This is a genomic window from Chitinophaga sp. YR573 (assembly GCF_900110995.1).
Taxonomy (GTDB): Bacteria; Bacteroidota; Bacteroidia; order Chitinophagales; family Chitinophagaceae; genus Chitinophaga.
This window is the reverse complement of sequence record NZ_FOJF01000001.1, coordinates 3,158,357-3,182,795: the sequence shown is the minus strand read 5'-3', so window position 1 is coordinate 3,182,795 and position 24,439 is coordinate 3,158,357. Positions and strand designations below refer to the sequence as shown.

At 42.1% G+C, this 24,439-nt stretch carries 17 protein-coding genes; 7 read left to right on the top strand and 10 right to left on the bottom strand.

The genetic code is table 11. The features are described 5' to 3' along the window. Positions 1-29: 29 nt before the first annotated feature. Positions 30-944, top strand: coding sequence for a helix-turn-helix domain-containing protein (locus BMW86_RS13430; RefSeq protein ID WP_089782261.1), 915 nt, complete (start codon positions 30-32; stop codon positions 942-944). Positions 945-1,537: 593 nt separating this feature from the next. Here BMW86_RS13430 and BMW86_RS13425 read toward each other — a convergent pair. Continuing rightward, positions 1,538-1,717 (bottom strand): hypothetical protein, encoded by a 180-nt coding sequence (locus BMW86_RS13425; RefSeq protein ID WP_089782260.1) that lies wholly within the window; start codon positions 1,715-1,717, stop codon positions 1,538-1,540. Positions 1,718-1,894: 177 nt separating this feature from the next. On the opposite strand from BMW86_RS13425, the gene BMW86_RS13420 reads away from it, so the two are divergent. After that, positions 1,895-2,752 carry a helix-turn-helix domain-containing protein gene (locus BMW86_RS13420; RefSeq protein WP_089782259.1) on the top strand — a complete coding sequence of 286 codons (858 nt, stop codon included), beginning with the start codon at positions 1,895-1,897 and terminating at the stop codon, positions 2,750-2,752. Between the two features lie 80 nt (positions 2,753-2,832). Then, positions 2,833-3,948 carry an FAD-dependent monooxygenase gene (locus BMW86_RS13415; protein ID WP_089782258.1) on the top strand — a complete coding sequence of 372 codons (1,116 nt, stop codon included), beginning with the start codon at positions 2,833-2,835 and terminating at the stop codon, positions 3,946-3,948. Positions 3,949-4,011: 63 nt separating this feature from the next. On the opposite strand, the gene BMW86_RS13410 is transcribed toward BMW86_RS13415, so the two are convergent. Continuing rightward, the gene (locus BMW86_RS13410) at positions 4,012-5,430 is read right to left on the bottom strand and encodes an SMI1/KNR4 family protein (protein WP_089782257.1); all 1,419 of its coding nucleotides are present in this window, start codon (positions 5,428-5,430) and stop codon (positions 4,012-4,014) included. Between the two features lie 130 nt (positions 5,431-5,560). On the opposite strand from BMW86_RS13410, the gene BMW86_RS13405 reads away from it, so the two are divergent. Both BMW86_RS13405 and BMW86_RS13400 read left to right on the top strand, forming a co-directional pair. After that, positions 5,561-6,514, top strand: a complete 954-nt coding sequence (locus tag BMW86_RS13405; protein ID WP_089782256.1) for a bifunctional helix-turn-helix transcriptional regulator/GNAT family N-acetyltransferase — start codon at positions 5,561-5,563, stop codon at positions 6,512-6,514. Between the two features lie 20 nt (positions 6,515-6,534). Beyond that, the gene (locus BMW86_RS13400; protein ID WP_089782255.1) at positions 6,535-7,455 is read left to right on the top strand and encodes a ketopantoate reductase family protein; all 921 of its coding nucleotides are present in this window, start codon (positions 6,535-6,537) and stop codon (positions 7,453-7,455) included. Between the two features lie 7 nt (positions 7,456-7,462). Here BMW86_RS13400 and BMW86_RS32800 read toward each other — a convergent pair whose 3' ends face one another. From BMW86_RS32800 to BMW86_RS13375, 6 genes are all read right to left on the bottom strand, one after another. Then, complete coding sequence (locus tag BMW86_RS32800) at positions 7,463-7,621, bottom strand: hypothetical protein (protein ID WP_177189258.1); 159 nt, start codon at positions 7,619-7,621, stop codon at positions 7,463-7,465. A gap of 148 nt (positions 7,622-7,769) precedes the next feature. Then, the gene (locus BMW86_RS13395; protein WP_089782254.1) at positions 7,770-8,912 is read right to left on the bottom strand and encodes a TlpA disulfide reductase family protein; all 1,143 of its coding nucleotides are present in this window, start codon (positions 8,910-8,912) and stop codon (positions 7,770-7,772) included. A gap of 13 nt (positions 8,913-8,925) precedes the next feature. Beyond that, a complete protein-coding gene (locus BMW86_RS13390) occupies positions 8,926-10,362 on the bottom strand; it encodes a RagB/SusD family nutrient uptake outer membrane protein (protein ID WP_089782253.1) in 1,437 nt (478 codons plus the stop codon). Between the two features lie 11 nt (positions 10,363-10,373). Beyond that, positions 10,374-13,640, bottom strand: coding sequence for a SusC/RagA family TonB-linked outer membrane protein (locus BMW86_RS13385; protein WP_177189257.1), 3,267 nt, complete (start codon positions 13,638-13,640; stop codon positions 10,374-10,376). Between the two features lie 214 nt (positions 13,641-13,854). Next, complete coding sequence (locus tag BMW86_RS13380) at positions 13,855-14,982, bottom strand: FecR family protein (RefSeq protein WP_177189256.1); 1,128 nt, start codon at positions 14,980-14,982, stop codon at positions 13,855-13,857. A gap of 49 nt (positions 14,983-15,031) precedes the next feature. Further along, positions 15,032-15,601, bottom strand: coding sequence for an RNA polymerase sigma factor (locus tag BMW86_RS13375; protein ID WP_089782250.1), 570 nt, complete (start codon positions 15,599-15,601; stop codon positions 15,032-15,034). Between the two features lie 142 nt (positions 15,602-15,743). On the opposite strand from BMW86_RS13375, the gene BMW86_RS13370 reads away from it, so the two are divergent. Then, entirely contained in the window at positions 15,744-16,517 is a 774-nt protein-coding gene (locus BMW86_RS13370; RefSeq protein ID WP_089782249.1) for an HAD-IIA family hydrolase, read from the top strand. A gap of 232 nt (positions 16,518-16,749) precedes the next feature. Beyond that, entirely contained in the window at positions 16,750-19,722 is a 2,973-nt protein-coding gene (locus BMW86_RS13365) for a glycoside hydrolase family 9 protein (protein WP_177189255.1), read from the top strand. A gap of 100 nt (positions 19,723-19,822) precedes the next feature. Here BMW86_RS13365 and BMW86_RS13360 read toward each other — a convergent pair whose 3' ends face one another. Next, complete coding sequence (locus tag BMW86_RS13360; RefSeq protein WP_089782247.1) at positions 19,823-21,256, bottom strand: TolC family protein; 1,434 nt, start codon at positions 21,254-21,256, stop codon at positions 19,823-19,825. Further along, positions 21,249-24,416 (bottom strand): efflux RND transporter permease subunit, encoded by a 3,168-nt coding sequence (locus BMW86_RS13355; RefSeq protein ID WP_089782246.1) that lies wholly within the window; start codon positions 24,414-24,416, stop codon positions 21,249-21,251. Before BMW86_RS13355 ends, BMW86_RS13360 begins: the two co-directional genes overlap by 8 nt. Between the last annotated feature and the right edge of the window lie 23 nt (positions 24,417-24,439).

Sequence of the window (24,439 nt, the reverse complement as noted above, 5' to 3'; positions counted from 1 at the left end):
CAAAGTTGATTACATTTGTAACAAAAAAAATGCAACGAGAATCTAACATAACTCATATTAAAAGTATATCGCAACTTGTACGGGTATTGGGACTTCCTGCGCCATTGCACCCATTAATTGCATTGGTTGATTACAATAATGTTTCGATTGAAATGTTTCCAAGAGGGCAAAAAACAAGTCTCGATTTTTACAAAATTTCCTTTAAGCCTACATTCACTGGACAAATAAAATACGGACAAGCATATTACGATTTTGAAGAAGGCGGATTAGCATTTTTGAAGCCAAAACAAATTGTTTATCCACCAGAAAACATAGAAAGCTATGAAGGTCTTGCTTTGTATTTCCATCCGGACTTTATACGAAATTATCCATTAGGAAACACAATGAATCAATATGGCTTTTTCTCTTACGATGTTTCAGAAGCCTTATTTTTATCTGCAAGAGAAAAAGAAGTTATAGCCAGTTTATTTGCTTCAATAGCCAATGAATTAAACAATAATATTGACAATTTCAGCCAAGATGTTTTGGTGTCGCAAATAGAATTGTTGTTGAATTACAGCAATCGTTTTTACAATAGGCAATTTATTACGAGGAAGGCAATCAATCACGACATCATAACTGCTTTGGACAAACTTTTAAACAACTATTTTGAAGAGGGAAACAGCCTGAAGAACGGTTTGCCATCCGTGAAATATATCAGCACAGAATTAAAGCTATCGCAACGCTATTTGAGTGATATGCTGAGTTCATTGACAGGACTAAACACACAACAATACATTCAGAATGCAATCATAGAAAAAGCCAAAGAAAAATTATCAATGACAAATCTATCCGTTTCGGAAATTGCTTATGAATTGGGCTTTGAACATTCACAGTCGTTCAGCAAACTTTTCAAGACAAAGACAAACGTTTCGCCTCTGGAGTTCAGACAGTCGTTTAATTAAAAGACGACAGAAAAGCAGCCTGCTAAAAGCCAATGCCACTAACAAGGGTTTGGTGTCAGGCGGGTTTACTCACCGAATACTAACCGCTTTATCGTTTATCCGGGCAAAGATCGTTTCCCTGCAGCTAATAACGTAACTGTTTTGCCTTTGATCGATATGATGAATGAGTTAAGAAACATGTAATATTTGTTTGTATGCGCTTTTCAAGCTCAAAAGAAAGGTAAATGAAGCCCAAATAAGTCGTTTTCTGAGCTACAATCCTTCATCTTGTGAGCTCCATCTTTAAAATCATTCTAAAATCCCCCAACCAATAGTTTGACATCTGTCTGCCCCGCGATACTCTTTTAAAAGGTTGTTTATTTGAGCAACCTTTTTTATTCCCATTCACTCCTACCAGCCACTCATCCTATAATGCAACAAGCATTACAAAAATATTCACTCCAACTATTTACAGTAGTGCTGTTGATTATAATTCTTATAAGGGTAATTTTAAAAAAGGGAACTACGAAGATCTAAGCAGGTATATTAACCCGAAACGCATTTATGAAGAAACTGTTAAAGTGCATAGCACTCCATCATTATAGGAATTGATATTAAGGTACTTTTTTATTAATACCCTTAGGTAAACCTACTCTACTTAAAAGCTTTTTTACAGCATTAGCTTTTTTCTCAAAAAAAGGATGTCCTTCAAATGAAGGCAAGGCCGGGTCTACCATAACTAATGGCTTAGTACCGACCTGAACTAGAATCTCTTTTTTTGTTTTGCGTAACATAATACAAATTTAGTTGTTTTTTCTTAATAGCCCGAATTGCCGTGTTATTCTATTGATAATCAATACAATACGCAGAGAGGGGATTTTTGTTTTTTATCGATTTTCTAATGGCCCTATGTTGCCAGGAAACGCGGATCAGATACTAAAGGCTATCTTTGCATAGTGAATTGAAAAACGATGCGTAAAAAACCAACCTCCATTCCTGTAAATCATTTTGGTGATGAGTATGGCTCAGGTATTTCTATTGAAAAATTATCTCTTAACGATTTACCCGATTTCGAGGGAGAGGAGCAATCTGAACGGCACGACCGCCATACATTCCACTTACTTGAAAAAGGTACAATTACTATCGAGATAGATTTTCAAAAGTATGAAATCGAGTCTCCATCTATCGTCTATATGCACCCAAATCAAGTGCATCGTATAATGGCATTTGAAGATGTAAGAGTCAGCAGTTGCGCAATCAATAATGAAAATCTGAATCCTGAATATCTGAAATTGCTGGAAGACATCACACCTGCAAAACCATTATTGTTAACGAAAGAAACGTTTTCCATTATCTCCGAAGCAATATCACTTTGCATGAAATTTTCTGAAAGGAAACATGGTAAGCTATATCATTCCTTACTAAAAGACAGTTGCAACGCATTGGCGGGATTAGTCATTTCACAATATATAGAACAATCAAAATCATCAGACAAACTATCACGATTTGAAACTGTTACCAAAGCCTTCAACGAAATACTGGAACGTAATTACAGCACGACCAAACGCCCGACAGCGTACGCACAAAAACTCAACATATCTACTCCTTACCTGAACGAATGTGTGAAAAACACAACAGGTTATTCCGTGTCATATCACATACAGCAGCGTATTATGTTAGAAGCAAAACGCCTGCTTTATCATTCCAATAAATCGGTAAAAGAAATTGCAGCTGAACTGGGCTTTGATGATTACCCTTATTTTTCACGGCTCTTTACCAAAGTTACAGGAATGACGGCTTTAGCTTTCCGAAACAAAAACCTCGATTAGTCCAATACTTACTTTGCATTGATATTGTTTACCCCTGTTATACGATCTTCCTTTGCACCAACAAATAAATCGTATAAGAGATGGAATCAAAAAGAATACTCGTTTCTGGTGCTAGTTTTTCCGGCCTTTCAACCGCTTACTGGATGAACAAATTAGGTTACAAAGTAACTGTTGTTGAAATTGCAGACGAACTTAGAAAAGGTGGTACCCCTGTTGATCTGCGTGGAAATACGATAGACATTGTTAAGCGTATGGGCCTTTTTGAGCAAATAAAATCAAACAGGTTGAATTTGGAAATGTGGGAATTTAAAAATGCCGACGATGTTACGGAAGGTGCGTTTTTTCTAAGAAAAGAAGGTGAACCACTTCCTGATGATGAGTTCGAAATTGAACGGGATATACTACTGGATATTTTATTTGATGCCATAAAAAATGATGTTGAATTTATTTTCAACAATAGTATCACAGCTTTAAACGAAAGAAAAGACGATATACAGGTTACATTTAAAAATGGCCCGCAACGCTCATTTGAACTGGTGTTTGGCTGCGATGGCATACATTCGGCCGTAAGAAAAATCTGGTTTGGTAACGAAGCTGAATACATGCATTTTCTGGAGCAATATTTTTCTATCACCATCGTAGACAAATTGCTGATAAAACAAAACACAGCACAAATGTATAATGTGCCAAATAAAGCAGTAATGCTTAATGCCCGCAACAATAAGACCGATATAATTTTCTGTTTCCGCTCAGAAAAAGAAATCCCTTATGATTATCGTGATGAAGCGCAACAAAGAAAAATTATTCTGGAGCAGTTTACCGGAGAGAGCTGGAGAACGGCAGAACTACTGGAAGAAGTAAATAATTCGAAGACGTTTTACTTCGATAAGCTCTGTCAAATAAAAATGTCGTCGTGGACAAAAGGCAGAGTGGCCCTGGTTGGCGATGCTGGCTATTGTGCTTCGCCTGCTGCAGGAATGGGTGGATCGTTGGCAATAGATGGAGCTGCCGCATTAGCGGATGCTTTTCAAAAACACAGCGAAAGTTTTGAATTAGCGTTTGAAGACTACAACAAACATTTTCGTCCTTTTATAGAGGAGGTTCAAGCGGAAGCTGTAAGAGTCGGATTAGAATCTCTTGTTCCAAGAACCGAAGAAGCTATCCGCAAAAGGAACACTGCAGGCTTTGGTTTTTAACATTTATACACTTAGCGGTTGTCTTCAGTACCAATAACCAGCGAAGCAGAATATTTGGATTTCTTATTTCCAGATTTGATACCATTTCTTCTTTTCCTGTGCCGGGTTTCCGTTTTTAAGACTTACTATTTCTTTGTTTAGAATTGTCTTATTCGTCAGCCCATATTCGGACAGCCGATGGTTTAGATTTGCTAAAATATAGTCCTGTTCTTCCGGAAACTTTTCAGCAATCCGTTTATAGTGTTGCAGGAGCTTTGTATCATGCACATCAGAAAGCGCCTGCAATGTTATATGAATGACACGATTTGAATTATCGTTTAAGCCCTTTATGAAAGTGTCTAAAAAATCTTTTTTATTTTTTAATTGCCCCAATGTATAGAATGCCGTTATCCGTATGTTTTCATTCTCTTTTTGTGTGAATGGAACAATCAGGTGTCCAAAATCTATTTTAGTTGCTATTAGTATATACGTACAAAACCTGAATGTCTCGTCATCATCAATACTCTTTATATATTCAGCAATCAAAGACAACCATTCAGCACTTTTGTCTTTTGCATACCAGTAAATGAACTTACAAACAGATTGCAAATCGGTTTTGGCTAATTCAATTAAGTAGGGCTTTGCCTTTTCATAATCAAATTTGGTAAGTATTTGAAGCAGTATCGTTTTGAATTCGTCTGTGCCGTTCAAAAACTGTTCCTCAATAATTTGTATCGTTACTGTTTCAATTTTTTTCTTACTTAAAATACCTTTTAAACAATCTGCTTTTTGTTGAATCGTGTCAGCATCTAAAAATATACGGATTATTGCTGTATCGGAACCTCCCATTGAATAGCCGAACCAATTGGGCCCCTCTTTCAGTAATTCGCCCGAAATAACTTCGTCAAGCCATCTTTCGTACCAATCTAAAAAATTGTTCTCAAAAGTGAATTGAGGCTTTTGTCCATCTATACATAGATTCACAACACGCCCCCTGTATTCTCCATGTATAATAATCCCATGAAGATATGAGCAACCCTGAGAGCCTATAGGAAGAATTCCCCCCAATATTTTGCCCCGTTCTTTTCCAAAATCTTCGTCCGAAAGATCATCATTGTTGTCAATGTTCTCATTCAATGATTTCCAATATTGATCGGACATTGTCGGATAGATGACACAATTGTTTTTCAGATATTTCTCTGTATTGTCATAAATGAGTTCATCTACGTTTTCGCCAAACGGGTAAATTCCATAAAAAGGCCCCGCTGCAGAATTTGCATAAGCAATTCCGGCATTTCCAACCTGAAGTATAAACGACTTGTAACAATCTGGTAATTGAATACCGTATTTTTCTTCAAATCCTGACACTTCTTCTGCAGTTACCGGGGCATTCAGTTGATATTTATGACTGTCTGCTCCAAATACTTCCAGGTTTTTGTCGGCCTTTTTTGCCTGGGGAAGTTTACTTTTTATTCTTTGTATCTGATCGTTAAACACTGTCATAAATGTTGGTTATACAATCTCCGCTATCATAGTAACAAAATACGATAAAGCTCAGGACTCCATAAATATTTGCTTTTTTATTTACCATTCCGTAGTTTTACATAACTGGTTATGCAATCAATTATGTTTTATGAAACTATTTGAGAAAACAGGTAAAATGGCTCTGGGGAGTCGGCTACGTCTGATGACCGCAAGGATAACTGATGATGCGGCTAAGATTTACGAGTTGTATGATGTGGAATTCTCCCCCAAATGGTTCCCGGTGTTTTTTGTCCTTTCAGAAGATGGAGAAAACACTATTACAGAAATCGCCAATGAAATTGGCCATTCGCAACCCTCTGTCAGCAAGATAATTCAGGAAATGACAGGGGCCGGATTGGTACAGGAGAACCGGGAATCGCCGGATAAGCGGCGGAACGTTGTAGCATTGACTAAAAAGGGAAAGAGGGTTTCAGAGCGGATCAGGGTACAATGCGCAGATGTGGATGCTGCTATTGGAAGCATTATTTCGGAAGCCAGGCATAACCTGTGGGAAGCGATCGAGGAATGGGAGTTTTTGCTGGAACAAAAGTCGTTGTTGAGAAGAGTTCAGGAACAAAAGAAACTGCGGGAAAGCAAAGATGTACGGATTGTGAATTATGAAGACCGATATCAGGCGGCCTTTAAATCACTCAATGAGGAATGGATCTCTACATATTTCCAAATGGAAGAAGCGGATTACAAGGCTTTGGACAATCCCAAAGGATATATTCTGGACAGAGGTGGAAAGATATTTGTAGCGCTGTATAATAATGAACCTGTCGGGGTTTGCGCACTGATCAAAATGGACGATCCTGATTACGACTTTGAACTGGCCAAAATGGCTGTATCGCCTAAAATTCAGGGTAAAAGTATTGGCTGGTTGCTTGGTCAGGCAGTTGTAAATGCCGCAAAAGAGTTGGGAGCATCCCAAATTTACCTGGAAAGCAATACTGCTTTGAAACCCGCGATTAACCTGTATCAAAAGTTAGGATTCAGGAAGGTGGTTGGCAGGTCCACACCTTATGAGCGTTGCAATATTCAAATGGAATTGCAATTGAAGTAACCTTAATAACCAACTTACATATGGAACCAGCCTTCTCCAGAGATCTATACATAATCGGTAATGGTGTAATTGCAAAAGCCTTAGCTGTGGCCCTTACCATCAATGGGAGAAAAGTGACAATACTCCGGGGGAGTATCGATCAACAACCCGTTTATTCGGAAAATATCCAGGTAGAAATAGACGATAAGATATTACAGGCTGATGTAACGATCAGCACGATAAGTAATTATGAAAAACTCGACGGAATAATATTATTAACCAACAAATCATTTGGAAATGAAGGGTTGGCTGATAAGCTTAAGCTAAAAACAAAACAATCGCCGATAGTCTTTCTGCAAAATGGTTTGCATATTGAAAATAGCTTTATTGACAGGGGATTTACTCAACTTTACAGATGTGTTTTATTAGCAACCAGTCAGTCCATTACGAAAAATAAAGTAAGATTCAGACCTGTTGCATCATCTCCGGTTGGCGTGATTAAGGGTTCGGCAGAAGTCCTTCACAGTATTGTTGATGAACTGAATACGGACATCTTTTCTTTCCGTGCAGAAGCAGACATACAGACAGTAATCTGGAAAAAAGTAATCAGCAACTGCGTGTTTAATTCCATTTGTCCTTTACTGGAAATAGATAACGGAGTATTTCAACGAAATGATGCTGTACTTCAAATTGCAAAAACAGTGATCAGCGAGTGTTTAGATGTTGCAAAAGAAAGTGGGATTAAATTAACAATGGATGATGTACTGCAAAACGTCCTTTTTATAAGTAAAATGTCTGACGGACAGAAAATATCAACCTATCAGGATATACTCAATAAGCGGGAAACAGAAATAGAAACACTGAATTTTGCTGTAGCCAAAGCTGCCAACAGAGCCCATGTTCCGATGACAGCCTTATTAGGTGAATTGACAAAAATAAAATCCGAATTATCCAGGATGTGAGGTTGTACTATAACATCTTTTGTTCTAAATCGGCCACCCTTTGGTATTCAGCCTTATATTTCTCCCTGTTATTACTGAACAACTGGCTTGTCTTTACCTCATCCAGCAGTTGCTTTGCCAAAGGAAGATGCCCCTGTTGTATTGCAAAGTCGGCTCTTAAGGTCATTGCTTTATAGAGATTTATACAAGGGAATATCTTTTCTTTTTCAGTTACACTTTATGCAGTAAAGTTAACTTTTAATGTTGCCTATAAAAAAGGCTGCTCAAAACGAGCAACCTTTACTGGTTATTAAGGATAGGGATATAATAAGAGTTTATAAGATGAGGAGCTCTTCCAGCTTCTTCTCCAACGCTTCCCCTCTAAGATTCTTCGCCACAATCTTTCCCGTTGGATCAATCAGAAAATTCTGAGGAATAGCCCTTATGTCATATTGCTTTGCCGCAGCATTGTTCCAGAATTGCAGGTCTGACACCTGCGTCCAGGGTAATCCATCGGCTTTAATAGCGGCCAGCCATGCCTCTTTTTTACCCGGCTGGTCCAGTGAAACACCCAGCACCGTGAAGTTTTTATCTTTGTACTTATTGAAAGCCTTCACTACATTGGGATTCTCTGCACGACAAGGCCCACACCATGATGCCCAAAAATCAAGCAGCACGTATTTTCCTCTGAAATCCGACAGCTTCACCGGTTTGTCATTTACATCATTCTGCGTGAAGTTCGGCGCCATAGCACCTATTGAAGTGGCTCCAATGTTATAAAGCAATTTAGCAAAGTCTGTTCCTGCCTTAGTATTGCGCAACCTGGCGGAAAGCCCTTTGAAAAGAGGTTGTATTTTATATATATCAATATCCTCACCTGCCAGTTCTGTTAATACTTCCAGGCTGAAATAGGAATCAGGATTTTGCCTGATATAGACATACTTAAGGGAATCGCTGAGTTGATTTGCCTTGTTCACTTTCTCCTTCAGACTGGCAAAAAAAGCTGTATCGTTCTTTTTAGCATCAGGGGCTGCTATATATTCCGCATCAATAGCGCCGAGTGCTTTTTCGACTACAGCAAATGTTTTGCTATACTTTGTATATTCTGTGTTAAGGGCTGATCCTGTAACGACGGCATATTTAACGGAATCCTTTCCTTTTATGAGGATGTTGTCATCTGTGAGATACACGACATGAGTATCCGCCATTCTGTCAAGGTTTTGCAAACCCTGTATGGAATGATCTATTACAAGCATTGCTTTCATGTTATCTTCAGCTGTCCCCTTAAAAGAGAAAGTCCCCTTTATTAGTTCAGCAGAATCTATTACGCGTTGGTTACTCCATCCGTACCCATATACCAGGTATGCTTTTGAAGGCATCTTTAAAGTCGGCAGTTTTACTGTTAGTTGGTAATCTATACTTTGCGCCTGGCCTAACAGAGGCGCTATCGCTAAAGCTGTGAATATTAGTTTTCTCATTTTTAAATTATTATCAGTAACCTGGGTTCGGTGTTATATTTGGGTTCAGTACAATATCGCCCGGAGGTATTGGCCACAGTTGCATATAGTGACTCCAGGATGTTCCTTTCAGAGGTGCTACCACATTCATCACATCATCTATTTTACCGGACCGTTTCAGGTCAAAGTACCTGTTCCCGCATTCTGTAAACAGTTCCACCTGCCTTTCCCTGCTAATGGCTGTCAGCAATTCATCCTGAGTAGAAGCTGTTGTACCCGGAAGCCCTGCCCGTGTTCTGATGGCATCCAGGTCTGATTGTGCGCCGCTGATATTATTCTGCCGGGCACGTGCTTCGGCCCTGGTCAGGTACAGATCTGCCAGTCTGAGCACTATCTCCTTTTCAACCCCATTGGTAGCAGATTTATATTTATTAGGGAAATAATAAGTAACGGCAGGCGTTGTGGCTGTTGCTTTAACAGTAGTTGACCTTACCCAGTTCGTATAACGGGTATCGTTAGGTTCAAATGCATTGAGCAGAGGACTGTTCATTGCCACCAATACAATATAGGCATCTACAAGGTCCGCGGGTGGCGTGATTTCCGCCGGCATACCGTTGTTATAAAACCCGTATTCAACGACTTTCGTATCGGAAACCGTTGCCAGCGCCCAGATGGTTTCTTTGCTGTTTGCCAGAAATACCTGGTCAGGCGATATCAGCTGATAGGCGGAATTATTGATCACAGCAGTGGCCTGTGCTTCAGCACTGTCCCATTGCGCTGTATACATATATACTTTTGAAAGTAATGCTGTCGCCACGACCTGATTGGGCCTTACACGATTATTAGTTGTTGCGCCAAAACCATCTTTATAATCGGCACTTAACAACGTTTGTGCCCTTTTCAGGTCTGTGATCATCTGCTGGTAGACCTGGCTCTGTGGCGCTCTGCTCAATGTATTGTTCACCCTGTAATCAGAAGATAAAGCCAAAGGCACATCTCCATAAAGGTTTACCAGGTAATAGTAGAGTAATGCCCGTATAAAATAACATTCTCCCAGCCATTGGTCCTTATAATATAATGTTGCAGTAGTGTTCTGTATCCCTTCAATAGTGCTATTGATCACATACATTTTGCCATACAGATCGGACCAATGTCCTACCCTGCTGCTCGTAATGGTATTTTTATAAAAGGCATCTGCAAAAGTGGCCGTACTGATATTTTTCAGCTCATCTGTATAAAGCCCTGTTATATATGCAATGTTTGCAGACGAAGACCCCGTGAAAGGGCCTGAATTGTTTAAACTTATAAAGCTGCCTGTTACAATGGCCGATGTAGAATTATCTGAAACAAAAGCATCCGTTCCTGCAATAGTGCCGGAAGGTAATTGTGTATTTTCCAGGTACTTCTCACAGCTCATCAGCAGGGATGATAATATCATTATAATGACGGCATATTTAGTATTCCTATTCATGCTGTAATGCTTTAAAATGTAATGTTTGCGCCTGCTGTAAATATCCTCATTGGAGGTATGGTGCCTGCGTCCAGGTTTTCAGGGTCCAGGCCGCCATACCGGGAGATGGTCAGTAAATTCTGTCCCTGCAGATAAATTGCTAAGTCCTTCACATGCAGTTTTTGAAGCAATTCATGTTTGAGATGATAGTTGATGCTCACGTTCTGTAACCTGGCATAAGAAGCATCGCTATAGGCCCCTGTGCTGGCTCTGAAATAGTCGTGCCTTGACCAGTTACCAAAATCGGCGCTTACTTTAGGGATATCAGTTACGTCTCCCGGCTTTTGCCAGCGGCGTAACCATTCTGTTCCACCGTTTATGCCCACATACCCAAACGGAAATCCGCTCTGTCCCAGGAAATTCTGGCCCTTCCTGCTTGTAAAGGCGAACGTAAAGTCCACAGACCATTGTTTGTAACGGACACTATTCTGAAAATTGCCAAAGTATTTGGGAGCAAGGTCTAAAAATTCTGTTTTGTCAGCATCCTCTAATCCGCTATTGAAATCATCCGTAGTCCCCTTGGCGTTAGTAAAACTGTAATATCCTGTTTGCGGGTTTATCCCTGCAAATTTATACAACAGTATACCCGTTACAGGCTTGCCAACTATATAACTGGCGCTCAGGTTCCTGTGGGTGGGCAGTTTTTTTAGTTTGCTTGTTGGAATAGATATATTCATCCTGGTTGACCAGGTGATATTGCGGGTTTTTATATTGGAGGAGCTAAGACTTATTTCCCATCCGCTGTTGCGTATAATGGCATCGGAGTTCATAGCATATCCACTGAAACCAGTGACAGTTGACAACGACTGTTTGATCAACTGATTAGATGCCACGTTGCGGTAAAAGCTCGCTTCTGTGTAGATCCTGTCGTTCAAAAAACCTAATTCCAGTCCTACCTCTGAATTTTTATTCTTTTCCCAGCTAAGCAGCGGATTAGCCAGGGAACCATTGACAAGTCCTGTTTTTCCCTGGTAGGTACCGGTTAATGTACTGTATGTACTCAGATAAGAATAGTCAGAAATGGCATCCCCTCCAATAACACCTGTACTGCCTCTCAGTTTCCCATAACTCAGGAACGAAGCATGTTCTTTTATCCATGCAGCTTCACTGAAAATCCATGCAGCAGCTATAGAACCAAAGTTCCCGAACTTCCTGCCTGCCCCGAACTTGGTAGACCCGTCCCTCCTACCGTTCAGGTTAATGATATATCTCTGATCCCATACAAATTTGATGACCGCATGAAAGCCAAGGGACCTATATGGTGTTTGTGTATAAGTGGATATTACTGTAGTTCCTGCGGCCGGATTACTGAGCAGGGCATCTGAAGGAAAGCCGACACCTTCTATCTCCTCTGCATATTTCAATTTATTGTCTATCATCCCACCTGTCTTGATGTTCAGATTGCCTTTCCCCCACACTGTTGCATTGTATTCTGCATAGGGAGAAACTGTTATAGTCCGTACCTCATAATTATTTACCAGGCTATGTGTTTCCGCAGCAGCATTGGTATAAGTAGGGGCCTTTGTGGTGGTAGGATAACCCATGAACTCCCTGCCTGTTATATTGTTATAGCCCAGGATAGCGCGTAAGGTTAATTGCTTAATGGGTTTGTAAGTGAGTGTACCATTCGCCAGCAGGTTATTGGTTACGTTCTTATATATTTTGTTAATGTCGTCTGCCAGGTCATTGGCACCCGTTTCCCAGTTGATGCTGCCATCGGGCAAAAAGAGAGGTGGCGCATTGGGTGCAGAGAGAGCAATACTGGAAGAAAAATCAGTAGGCACCATAGTACTGGTTGAGGAAAGATAGCTACCGGAAAGCGTAAAGCCGAGTTTATTATCTGTTGTGGCAGTATTGAGCGAAAACCTAAAAGTGCCATCCCCCATTGATCCTTTATGCCTTTGAATATTCCCGTTGTTCCTCAGGCTACCATTGAGCAGGTAGCTGGTATTCCGTGTACCTCCACCATAGGAAAGGTTGATGTTGGTGGTTTGAGCATGACTGCCCATCAATACTTTCCTGAAATCTGTATAACGATCTTCCGGCCAGGTGCCGTTGATGTCCTTATCAAATATAGAAACAGCAGTGCCGTCATTTGCCAGCGCCTCCCTTCTCAGCATAAGGTATTGCTGAGTGTTCAATAGTTTGGGGGTTGTACCCAGTACAGATACACCGGTATAGATATTGGCGTTAAACGTTGACGGTCCGGGTTTGGCTTTCTTTGTAGTGATCAATATTACGCCATATGCACCTGATGAACCGTATAAAGCGGTGGCATCTGCATCTTTCAGCACACTGATACTTTCAATATCGTTTGGATTCAGGTAATTCAGTCCGCTGCCACCTTTTAGAAAATCAGCAGTGCCATAACTTGTATTTGCAGACATTGGTAATGTACTGCCGGGATATATCACTCCATCCACTACTATCAAAGGCTGTGGTGGTGGGACTGATGGATCTGTTACAAAGTTGGCGGAGCTTCTCAGCCTGACGTTGAATGCGCCGCCTGGCTGCCCTGTCACCTGCTGGATAAACAAGCCCGGCACCTTTCCCTGTAAAGCCTCAAACACATTGTTCACCGGGTTCTTCGCAATTTCTTCCGCAGTCACGGTAGTAACGTCTCCCGGGTTCAGGCGTTTTGTAGTGGTACCGTAGGCAATCACCACTGTTTCATCCAGCTTGTTGATATCCATATTTAGCTGCGCCTGAATACTGTTTCCCCTGACAGGTATTTCCCTTCTTTCATAACCCAGAGAACTGATCACTACCAGGGCATTACGCTTTACATTAGAGAGTGTGAAGATGCCCTTTTCATTTGTAGTGGCACCACTTTTAGTTCCCTTTACTGTTACGGTAGCTCCAATGACAGGCCTGCCATTGACATCCGTTACTTTACCCGTAACGGTTTGCAGGATGCTAGTATCTATAGCAGGTGGTGGAGGCAATGCTTTTTTAATGATAACAATGGTCTTTCTTTCAATGGAGTACTCCAAAGGCTGCCCTTTCAGTATCTCCAACAGAAAATCCTTCATTGGCATATCCTTTACAGAAAGCGAAACCAGCTTTGTCTGATTCAGCAAAGCATAGTTACAGAAAACAAGGTATCCGGTCTGTTCTTCTATTACCGGGAATATTTTCTCCAGCGGGACATTCTTACCGGAAAAACTGATCTTCTGAGAAAGTCCTGTTGCGCTCACATGCAGCGCGCCTACAAGTAACAGTATGGCAGATAGTCTCATAACCCTGCTCATTTTGGTTGATGGGAATGGCGTGCCAACTCCGTATTGGCACAACACGTAAAAAATCATAATTTCGATTTTGGGTGATCAGATAATTACTTCACATGATGATCCTGGTTGCCCCTTGCGCCGGTAATGTTCTAGCATTACCGGTTTTTTCATTCAGGTACAGTTGTGTTTTATGGCATTGGGTGGTTTTTAATGAGTAAATGATTTATATAGGCGTTACTATTATTTTCCTTCCATCAATACGAAAACGGACCCCGCTTTTCTCCAATATGCTCAGTACTTCAGACAGGTCCAATTCCCGTTGCATTTTGCCCAGGAATTGCAGGTCAGGGACATTTCCTTCATACACCACTTCCACATCATACCAGCGTGACAGCTGCCGCATAACAACCTGTAAAGAGGACTTGTTGAACTGGAAAATACCGTTCTTCCAGGCTACAGCTTCCCGTACATCCACATTATCTAATACCTTCACCTCATTATCAGCAGTTACAACAGCCTGCTGGCCCGGATGGAGTACCCGGCCGCTCACCTTTACGGAGCCTTCCAGGAGCGTTGTCCTGATGGCCAGTTCATCATTGTAAGCCATGATGTTGAAGTGGGTGCCTAACACGTCCACCATGCTGTTATTTACTTTTACCCTGAAAGGCATTGCTGATGAAGCCTGCACTTCAAAATAAGCCTCCCCGGTAAGCTCTACCAAACGCTCGTTCCCGGAAAAGGCTGTGGGATATCTGAGTGAGGATGCTGCATTCAGCCATACTTTACTGCCGTCAGGCAATATGAGCTGATATTGTCCGCCACGTGGTGTTGTGAGCGTATTATAACTGAAAGCCGGTGCATTTCCCTGTACGTTGTATTGCAGCTGGCCATTTTGCTGATATATAGCGGTATTACCCTGCCGGAATATCTTTTTGCCTGCGCTGTCCAGCGTAATGGCAGATCCGTCAGATAAAGTGAGGATTGCTTTGTTCATGCCCGGCGTTACTTTAGTATTCACCCGGGTCATTGCCGGCCGTTGTTCCCTCTGTGACCAGAAGTAAGCTGCCAGTATTATTACCGCCACAGCCGCAGCCCAGCTTAACCATCTCCGGACTGGGAGTATACGCCGGACTGGCTTGTCAACAGCTACTATCCGTTCAAATGCGTTTTCCCATTCACTGGTATCAAACACGGGATCAGCCTCACGGGCTTCCATCTGGCGGGTAATTTCGTCTGTGATATAAAGGCGGTGTTCCTCCATATGGAGGATCTCCGTTAACTCATCCATTTCTGTCTGAGTCAGTTTGCCAGCCTGATGTTGCTGTAGTAAATAAGTAATGCGTTGTTGCATGTCCATCTGTCTTATAGAACCATGAAAAGGAAGAACGTACTAATGGGGTTTAAAAAAAATACCAGATCAGGATAATGGGTAGCAGGATACCTTTATCAGCCAGGTAGGTCCTTATTTGTTCCAGGGTGGTGGTCAGTGTATTTTTTATCGTACTGACAGACAAATTCAACTCAGTAGCAATCTGCGCCGGCTTTTTGCCTTCCAGCCGGCTCATTTCATAGATCTTTTTCCGCTGCGGGGTTAGTTGTGCAATGGCTTCATTCACGTACTCCCTTGTTTGTTTATACTGGATATCCGGTTCCTCAAAGTGTTCCTGCTTAAGGTTGTCAGAGATCTTCATGTCATAGGAGATCTTCCGGAGCGCCTTATAACATTCATTGGCAGCTACTTTGAAGATCCAGGATGCAGGATACTCGATGGCTGACAGTTTGTCCCTGTTCATCCAGATGCGGATGAAAGCTTCCTGTATAACGTCATCAGCTGCAGATTTTACCATGTCTACCAGATAAGGGCGGAGCTTTGGCAGGTATTGAAGATATAGCTGTTTAAAGGCCTGCTCGTCCCCTTCTGCGATACGTGAGAAAAGTTCTTTTTCAGTATTTGAGACACTAGTTGTCAATCAGTTGATTTGCGGATTAAACTAACACTTTTTTCCTGTTATTTCTTGTAAAGTATAACCTAACCTATATGAGACTTGCCTTTAGATATGTTATATTTGTTAAATCTGGGAATGCTCATTTTTATACTAATCGCATAAATATATGAAACACGGACTTTTGATTGACATGGATGGCGTCATTTATAGTGGTGAAACTCTAATTGAAGGTGCTGATAAATTTATTGGGAATCTGCTTAAAAATGATATCCCCTTTACTTTTATGACCAATAATAGTCAGAGAACAAGACTTGATGCCGTACGGAAGCTCAAGCTTCTTGGTATTGAAGTTACTGAAAACCATATTTATACAAGCGCTATGGCTACAGGGAAATTCCTTGGGGATCAGGGCGCTCATACAGCATACGTTTTGGGTGAAGGAGGGCTGTTAACCAGTTTGCACGAAAATGGCATTAGCCTGGTGAATTCAGACCCGGAATTTGTTGTTTTAGGAGAGGGCAGAAATTTCACATTAGAGATGGTTCAGCGCGCCGTAGATATGATTCTGGCAGGTGCGAAATTTATTACTACCAACAGGGACCCTTCTCCTAAAAAACCAGGATGGAACAACTTAGGTATTGCTGCCACTACCGCCATGATTGAGGAAGCCACCGGAAGGAAAGCTTTTGTTACCGGAAAACCCAGCCCTGTGATGATGCGTTCTGCACGGAAATATTTAGGACTGGAAACAGCTGAAACAACCGTTGTGGGAGATACAATGGAAACTGATATACAGGGAGGTGTACAGATGGGATATAAAACAATTCTGGTACTTTCCGGGATTGCAAAAAAAGAAGATTTAAGCCAGTATGCCTTTAAACCGGATTTGATAGTAAGTTCTGTAGATCAAATTGAAACCCCTTTAAAATGGTGGTCATAGGACTTTAATTAGATTATTATTATTTTTAATGACTCCTTGTTTATCGTATGTAATTTCTGTAAACTTGTAGAATTATATTGTTTGCCCTGCCATAGGCAGAAAAATTCTTTATTGAAAACTATTGCTAAAACCTATTCTTAACTAACATACTCTTTTAAAAACCCATATACCTGATAACAGTTGATGAGTTCCAATGGAATACTCATTGCATTTTAACCATAAAATACACCCGATGAAAACCAGATTTACCCTCGAAAAACCTGCGCGTGCGCACAAATTGCGCCTGCTTGGTACCATTTTACTGATGGCGTTTCTCCAATTCAGCTATGCACAGAGTTTCAACTATGCAGAAACATTGCAAAAGTCGATGTTCTTCTATGAATGCCAGCGATCCGGCCAACTTCCTTCGGATAACCGGGTAGCCTGGCGTGCCAACTCCGCTATGAATGATGGCAGTGATGTAGGCCATGATCTGACAGGCGGCTGGTATGATGCCGGTGACCATGTCAAATTTAATTTTCCTATGGCTTTCTCCGCTACCATGCTGGCATGGGGAGGTGTAGATTTTGCCGCCGGGTATAATGCTTCCGGACAAATGAAATACCTGAAAAGCAACCTTCGGTTTGTAAATGATTATTTCATTCGTTGTCATACAGCTCCTAACGAATTGTATGGACAGGTTGGCAATGGTGGTACGGATCATGCCTGGTGGGGATCGTCGGAAGTAATGGCCATGTCCCGCCCTGCTTACAAGATCGATCAAACACACCCGGGCTCAGACCTTGCTGCCGAAACAGCAGCAGCGATGGCAGCCGCCAGTATGGTATTTAAAACGGATGATCCATCGTACAGCTCCACATTGCTGAGCCATGCCATACAGTTATACAATTTTGCCGACACTTATCGCGGAACATATACCGGCGCCATCACTGATGCTGCCGGATATTATCAATCCTACAGCGGCTACAATGATGAACTGGTATGGGGCGCTATCTGGTTATATCGCGCTACCGGCGATGCTGCATGGCTGACAAAGGCAGAAACCTATTATGCTAACCTATCCGTAGAATCCCAGAGTACTATCAAGTCTTATAAGTGGGGACTTGCCTGGGATGACAAATCATTCGGATGTTATGCCCTGTTAGCAAAACTTACAGGTAAAGCCCAATACAAAGAAGATATAGAAAGACACCTCGACTACTGGACAGATGGTTATAACGGTCAACGTATTACTTATACTCCCGGTGGCCTGGCCTTCCTGGATGTATGGGGCGCATTGAGATATGCTATCAATACCGGGTTCCTGGCAGCTTATTACAAGGATGCGGCAACAACAACCGCCAAAGGAACAAAGTACTATACTTTTGCGCAGCAACAAATGAACTATGCGCTGGGTAATAATCCCAACAACCGCAGCTATGTATGCGGATTTGGCAATAACCCGCCTACTCAACCACATCACCGTACTGCGCATGGAGCCTGGGCCAATAATCTGAATGGCCCTCCTACGGCAACACGGCATACCTTATATGGTGCACTGGTAGGTGGCCCGGGAAGTAATGACGCCTACACGGATGATCGCTCCAACTATGTAAACAATGAAGTTGCCTGTGATTACAATGCTGCTTTTTCAGGACTGCTTGCAAAGCTTGTTCAGGATTACGGAGGAACACCGCTGGCCAATTTCCCGGTTGCAGAAACTCCTTCCGGTGAATTCCTGATCGAAGCAAAATTAAATGGCAGCGGAAATACTTATACTGAATGGTCCGTGTGGGTAAACAATCATACTGCATGGCCTGCACGCATTGCATCCAAACATGCTTTCCGTTTGTTCATTGATGTTTCAGAAGGACTGACGGCAGGTTATACTCCTTCACAATATGTTGTTTCATCTAATAATTCGGATGTTACTTTTACGCAGTTAATGCCATGGGATTCTACGCTGCATATTTATTATACTGAAGTAACGTTTAATTCCAGCATCAAGATCTGGCCTGGCGGACAGGGTGAGTCAAGAAAAGAATCGCAGATACGCATACGACTTCCTTATGAAGCCAGTGCTGCTGCCTGGAATCCTTCCAACGACTGGTCTTCACAGAATGTTGACGGCACTCTTAAAGAAGTTTCCAACATCCCTCTTTATGTAGATAATGTGCTTGTATATGGCAATACGCCAACACAAGTTCCGGTAGTACATGTTACAGGGGTAACTATAAGCCCTGCAAGGGATACCCTGAATATCAACACCACCCAGCAACTCACAGCTACAGTATTACCGTCTAATGCTACCAATAAAAATGTAAGCTGGACTTCCAGTGCGCCTGCTATTGCTACTGTAAGCAGTACCGGCCTTGTAACAGCCCTGGCCGCAGGTACAGCTACCATCACTGCTACTACTGTGGATGGCGGATTTACTGCCAGCGCTGCTATCACAGTTACAAACGTGGTAGTGCCCAAACAATATACAATCACTACAGCGGTAACCGGCTCAGGATCTGTTACGCTCAATCCTTCCGGTGGTACTTATACTGAAGGAACTTCTGTTACAATTACTGCAATCCCGGCAACCGGATATAAGTTCAGCAACTGGAGCGGAGCCATATCAGATACCATCAATCCTGTTACTGTAACCGTAAATACCAACATAGCTATAACAGCAAACTTTACTCAAACTGGAAATCAGGGAAGTTGTGATAATCCAAGTCCGGTAACACTTCCATTCAAAAAAGATGGTGCGGGAGAATATTGCTACGTTATCTCAGGTAATATTTCTTTCATCAATTCCTGGAACCTGAGCCTTCTGGAGATCAATGGCGTTAACTATACCAATACCTGGTCTAACAGTCTTCCGGCAAGGGTGAATGGCAATTATTATATTCATTATGTTGGCCCGTATGCATGGTCACACTTTGAGGCAGATGGATCTGAGTCCGCTGCAAGAAGTAGTTCAGTTGAGGGAAAACGTACTGGCGCTATTTATCCTAACCCTGTTACACAACATAGTTTTGCTATCCGTATCTCTGATCCGGCGATTACGGATGTGATAGTAACACTTACTGATATGTCTGGCAAAGTAGTATTGAAGAAGACAGCAAAAGCGAATGAGACTTTTACTATTAGTTCTTCTATACCTGCCGGTATCTATCATGTTGATGTTAGCAGTAAGAATAAGAAAGTGATGAGTACGAAGTTGATGATACAGTAATTATTTTATAAATAAAAAAAGCCGGCAACATTCTGTTGCCGGCTTTTTTATGAAGGGTTTTTGCAGGGCGAAGCCCTGCACCCAAAAGTCAGAGTAGTTTTTATTTCCAACCGCCTCCCAGATTTCTGTAGATATTCACTACAGCATTCATCTGTTGTTTTTTAGTTTCTATCAGTTCCAATTTAGATTCCAAAGCATCTCTTTGCGTCATCAGGACTTCAAAATAATCAGCTCTTGCGGACTTGAACAAATCATTAGAAATGTCGATTGACTTCGTTAGTGCATCTACCTGTTTAGCCTTCAGATCATAACTTTTTTCAAGGTTACCGATGTTCGAAAGCTGTGTAGACACTTCAAAGTATGCATTCAGAATGGTACGCTGATAGTTATACAAGGCTTGTAATTGTCGTGCACTGGCACTGCTAAACTCAGCTTTGATAGCATTCCGGTTAATCAATGGTCCTGCAAGATCTCCTGCCAGAGAGTAAAGCAAGGACTCAGGGAACTTCACCAGGTAGGATGGCTTAAATGCCTGAAGTCCTGCCGCCGCTGAAATACCAAATGAAGGATAAAACTCTGCCCTGGCAATTTTCACGTCCAGCTTCGCCGCTGTTAATTCCAGTTCCGCCTTTTTAATATCCGGACGATTAGCCAGTAATTGTGAAGGGATTCCTGAATTGACTACAGCTGGCAACAAATCCAACATATTGCTTTTATCCCTGATTATTGTCTGCGGATAACGGCCTAACAGGAAGTTGATCTTATTTTCAGATTCCGTTATGTTTTGCAGAATTTCAAATTCAAGGCTCTGAGACTTCAGTACTTCAGCCTCAAATTTCTTAACGGCCAGTTCTGTTGCTCTGGCAGCCTCTTTCTGAACTTTTACTATTTCCAGCGCGTTCTTTTGCAGTTCAATGTTTTGTCTTACAATCAACAGCTGATTATCAAAAGACAGCAATTCGTAATAAGAATTAGCTACCTCTGCGACCAGGTTAGTCACTACAAAATTCTTGCCTTCAACCGTTGATAAATACCTGGTAATGGCAGCTTTCTTAGCATTATGCAGTTTTTTCCAGATATCCACTTCCCAGTTCGCATAAGCAGCGATGGTATAATCCATCAGCGGGTCCGGCATTTCTTTCCCCGGCTCGATCTCCGTAGAGGCATCACCGGCACCCTGACTGGTATACCTGCCTACTTTTTCAACACCTGCTCCTGCCCTTACTCCAACTGTTGGAAGTAATGCACCCTGCCTCACCCGGATATCATTCCTTGCGATCTCAATTTCCTGCAAGGTCATCATCAACTCCTGGTTATTTTTCAGCGCAGTATCGATCAGGCTCACCAGGTTCTGGTCTGTAAAAAACTTTCTCCACTCAATATTTGAAATATTGGTTGTATCCCCATTATTGTTATAAGTGCCGGGAACTGGCTTGTTCTCATCCGAAGATGTGATCGCCGGGACCTTGCAGCTTGCTATCACCAGACAAACACTCAGCAGCCCAATGCACTGATTTATTCTGAACTTATACATTATGATCAATTTCTTCGGTTAAAGGATTTTCTTCTTCATCTTTAACAAGAAGATGTTTTTCTGCGATTTTGCCGAATATGTAGTACAATCCGGGTATAACCAGCACTCCGAAAATGGTTCCGAAAAGCATACCTCCGGCAGCAGCAGTACCAATTGTTCTGTTACCAATTTTGCCCGGGCCTGAAGCAAAAACCAATGGGATCAGACCTGCGATAAATGCAAATGAAGTCATCAGGATAGGACGGAACCTTACCTTAGAACCTTCCATTGCAGCACTTAATACGGATGCTCCTCCCCTGTGTCTCTGAACAGCAAACTCCACGATCAGTACAGCATTCTTACCTAACAGACCGATAAGCATTACCATCGCCACCTGCGCATAAATGTTATTCTCCAATCCTAATAATTTCAGCAACATGAATGCCCCGAAAATACCAGCCGGTAATGAAAGAATTACCGCCATCGGTAGTACAAAACTTTCATATTGTGCAGACAGGATCAGATATACGAAACCAAGACAGATCAGGAAGATGTAAATAGCCTGATTACCCTGGCCCACCTCATCTTTCGAAATACCGGCCCAATCTATCCCATATCCTCTTGGTAAAGTTTTCTTTGCCACTTCTTCGATCACCTTAATGGCTTCACCACTACTATATCCAGGAGCAGACGAACCACTTATTTCCGATGCATTGGCCATATTATGCCTGGTGATCTCTGATAACCCATACACTTTTTCCATTTTCATGAAAGCAGAGAAAGGCACCATCTCATCACGGTCGTTCTTTACATATAACTTCAGGATGTCTTCAGGCAATGCCCTGTACTCCGGCGATGCCTGTATGATCACCTTGTACTGGCGATCGTATTTAATGAAGCTGATCTCATAGTTACTACCCACAAGTGTGGAAAGCGTATTCATGGCATTGTCGATAGACACCCCTTTTTGCTGGGCAATGTCATTATCAACTCTCAGCATATACTGAGGGAAACTGGCGCTGTAAAAGCTGAATACAGAGGATAGTTCCTTGCGTTTATTCAGTTCCGCCACAAAGTCATTACTCACCGTTTCCATCTTTTTATAATCACCGGAACCTAATTTATCCAGTAAGCGCAATTCGAAACCACCGGCAGCTCCATACCCCGGCACAGCAGGTGGCATAAAGAATTCAATGGTAGCTCCTCCAATATCTTTGGTTTTCTCTTCCAGCTCCTGCATGATTTGCTGAGCAGAATGTTTCCGGTCCTCCCAGCTTTTCAGATTGATCAGACATGTACCTGAGTTTGATCCGGTTCCTTCTGTCAGGATCTCATAACCTGCGAGGGAAGAAACGGATTGTACTCCTTCAATGCCCTGAGCGAGTTTCTGCACTCTTTCAGCCACATCATTTGTTCTTTCCAGGGATGATCCCGGGGGAGTCTGGATGATAGCATAGAACATCCCCTGATCTTCATTAGGAATAAATCCTGAAGGCAGGGTATTATTCACGAAATACGTTCCGGCGCAGAAAGCAAGCAGCATGATAAAGGTGATCGCTCTTCTGTTAACGATAACACCCAGCACTTTCTGGTATCTTCCTGTAAGACGGTTGAACGAGTTATTAAAACCACCCAGGAATTTATCCAGTATATTTTTCTTCTTTTGCTGTCCGTGATTATTTCTCAGGATCATGGCACAAAGAGCCGGAGTAAGGGTCAATGCAACCACACCAGAAAGCACAATGGCCGTTGCCATGGTGATGGAGAACTGTCTGTAGAATATTCCCACCGGACCAGACATAAATGCCACCGGAATAAATACCGCTGTCATTAAGAAGGTGATCGCAATGATAGCTCCACTGATCTCATGCATCGCTTTCTTTGTAGCCTTCAGCGGGGAAAGATGTTCTTCTTCCATCTTGGCATGTACCGCTTCAATTACCACAATGGCATCATCCACCACCACACCGATTGCCAGCACCAATGCGAACAAGGTGATGAGGTTCAGTGTAATACCGAAGAACTGCATGAATAAGAATGTTCCGATAAGAGATACCGGTACAGCCATTGCAGGGATCAGCGTAGAGCGCCAGTCCCCAAGGAACAGGAATACCACCAATCCCACCAGGATGAAGGCTTCCACCAGGGTGTGAATTACCTTTTCAATAGAGGCATCCAGGAATTTGGAAACGTCATAGCTGATCTCGTAATCCATTCCTTTAGGGAAAGAATTTGCTTTGATCTCCGCCATTTTCGCCTTTACATCCCTGATTACCTGGCTGGCATTACTTCCATATGATTGTTTCAGTACAATTGCAGCTGAAGGTTTACCATTCAGGTTGGAGTAAATATCGTACATCGAAGAGCCGAATTCTACATTTGCCACATCTTTCAGACGCAATATTTCACCATCTGCACTGGCCCTTAAAACAATATTTTCATATCCTTCCTTTGTGCTGAACCTACCGGGATATTTCAATACATATTCAAATGTCTGGGACCTTTTACCGGAGCTTTCACCTGTTTTACCTGGTGAGGCTTCCAGACTCTGTTCATCCAGTGCTTTCATCACTTCATCAGCAGAGATCTTATAAGCCAGCATACGGTCGGGTTTCAGCCAGATCCTCATGGCATATTCCCTGTTCCCAAGGATATCTGCAAATCCAACACCATCCACTCTTTTCAGTTCCGACAACACGTTAATATCCGCGAAGTTGAAGAGGAATTTCTCATCTGATTTAGGGTCTGTACTGTAAAGGTTAATGTACAGGAGCATGTTAGATTCCTCACGGGTAATCTTTACACCTTCACGAACAACTAACGGCGGCAATTTATTTACCACTGACGCCACCCTGTTCTGCACATTCAACGAAGCCTGGTTAGGATCTGTTCCCAGGTTAAATACTACCTGTATGTTAGCCTCACCATCATTACCCGCAGATGATTCCATGTATTTCATTCCCGGAATACCATTGATAGCTCTTTCCAGAGGAATGACAACCGCTTTGATCATTAACTCCCCGTTGGCACCGGGATATTCTGCAGTCACATTCACCTTTGGCGGTGATATGGAAGGAAACTGCGTTACCGGTAATGAAGTCATAGCCAGGATCCCCAGGAAGACGATGATCAGCGATATGACTATTGACAGTACCGGCCGCTGTATAAATTTATTAAACATTGATCTATGCTATTAGAGATTAA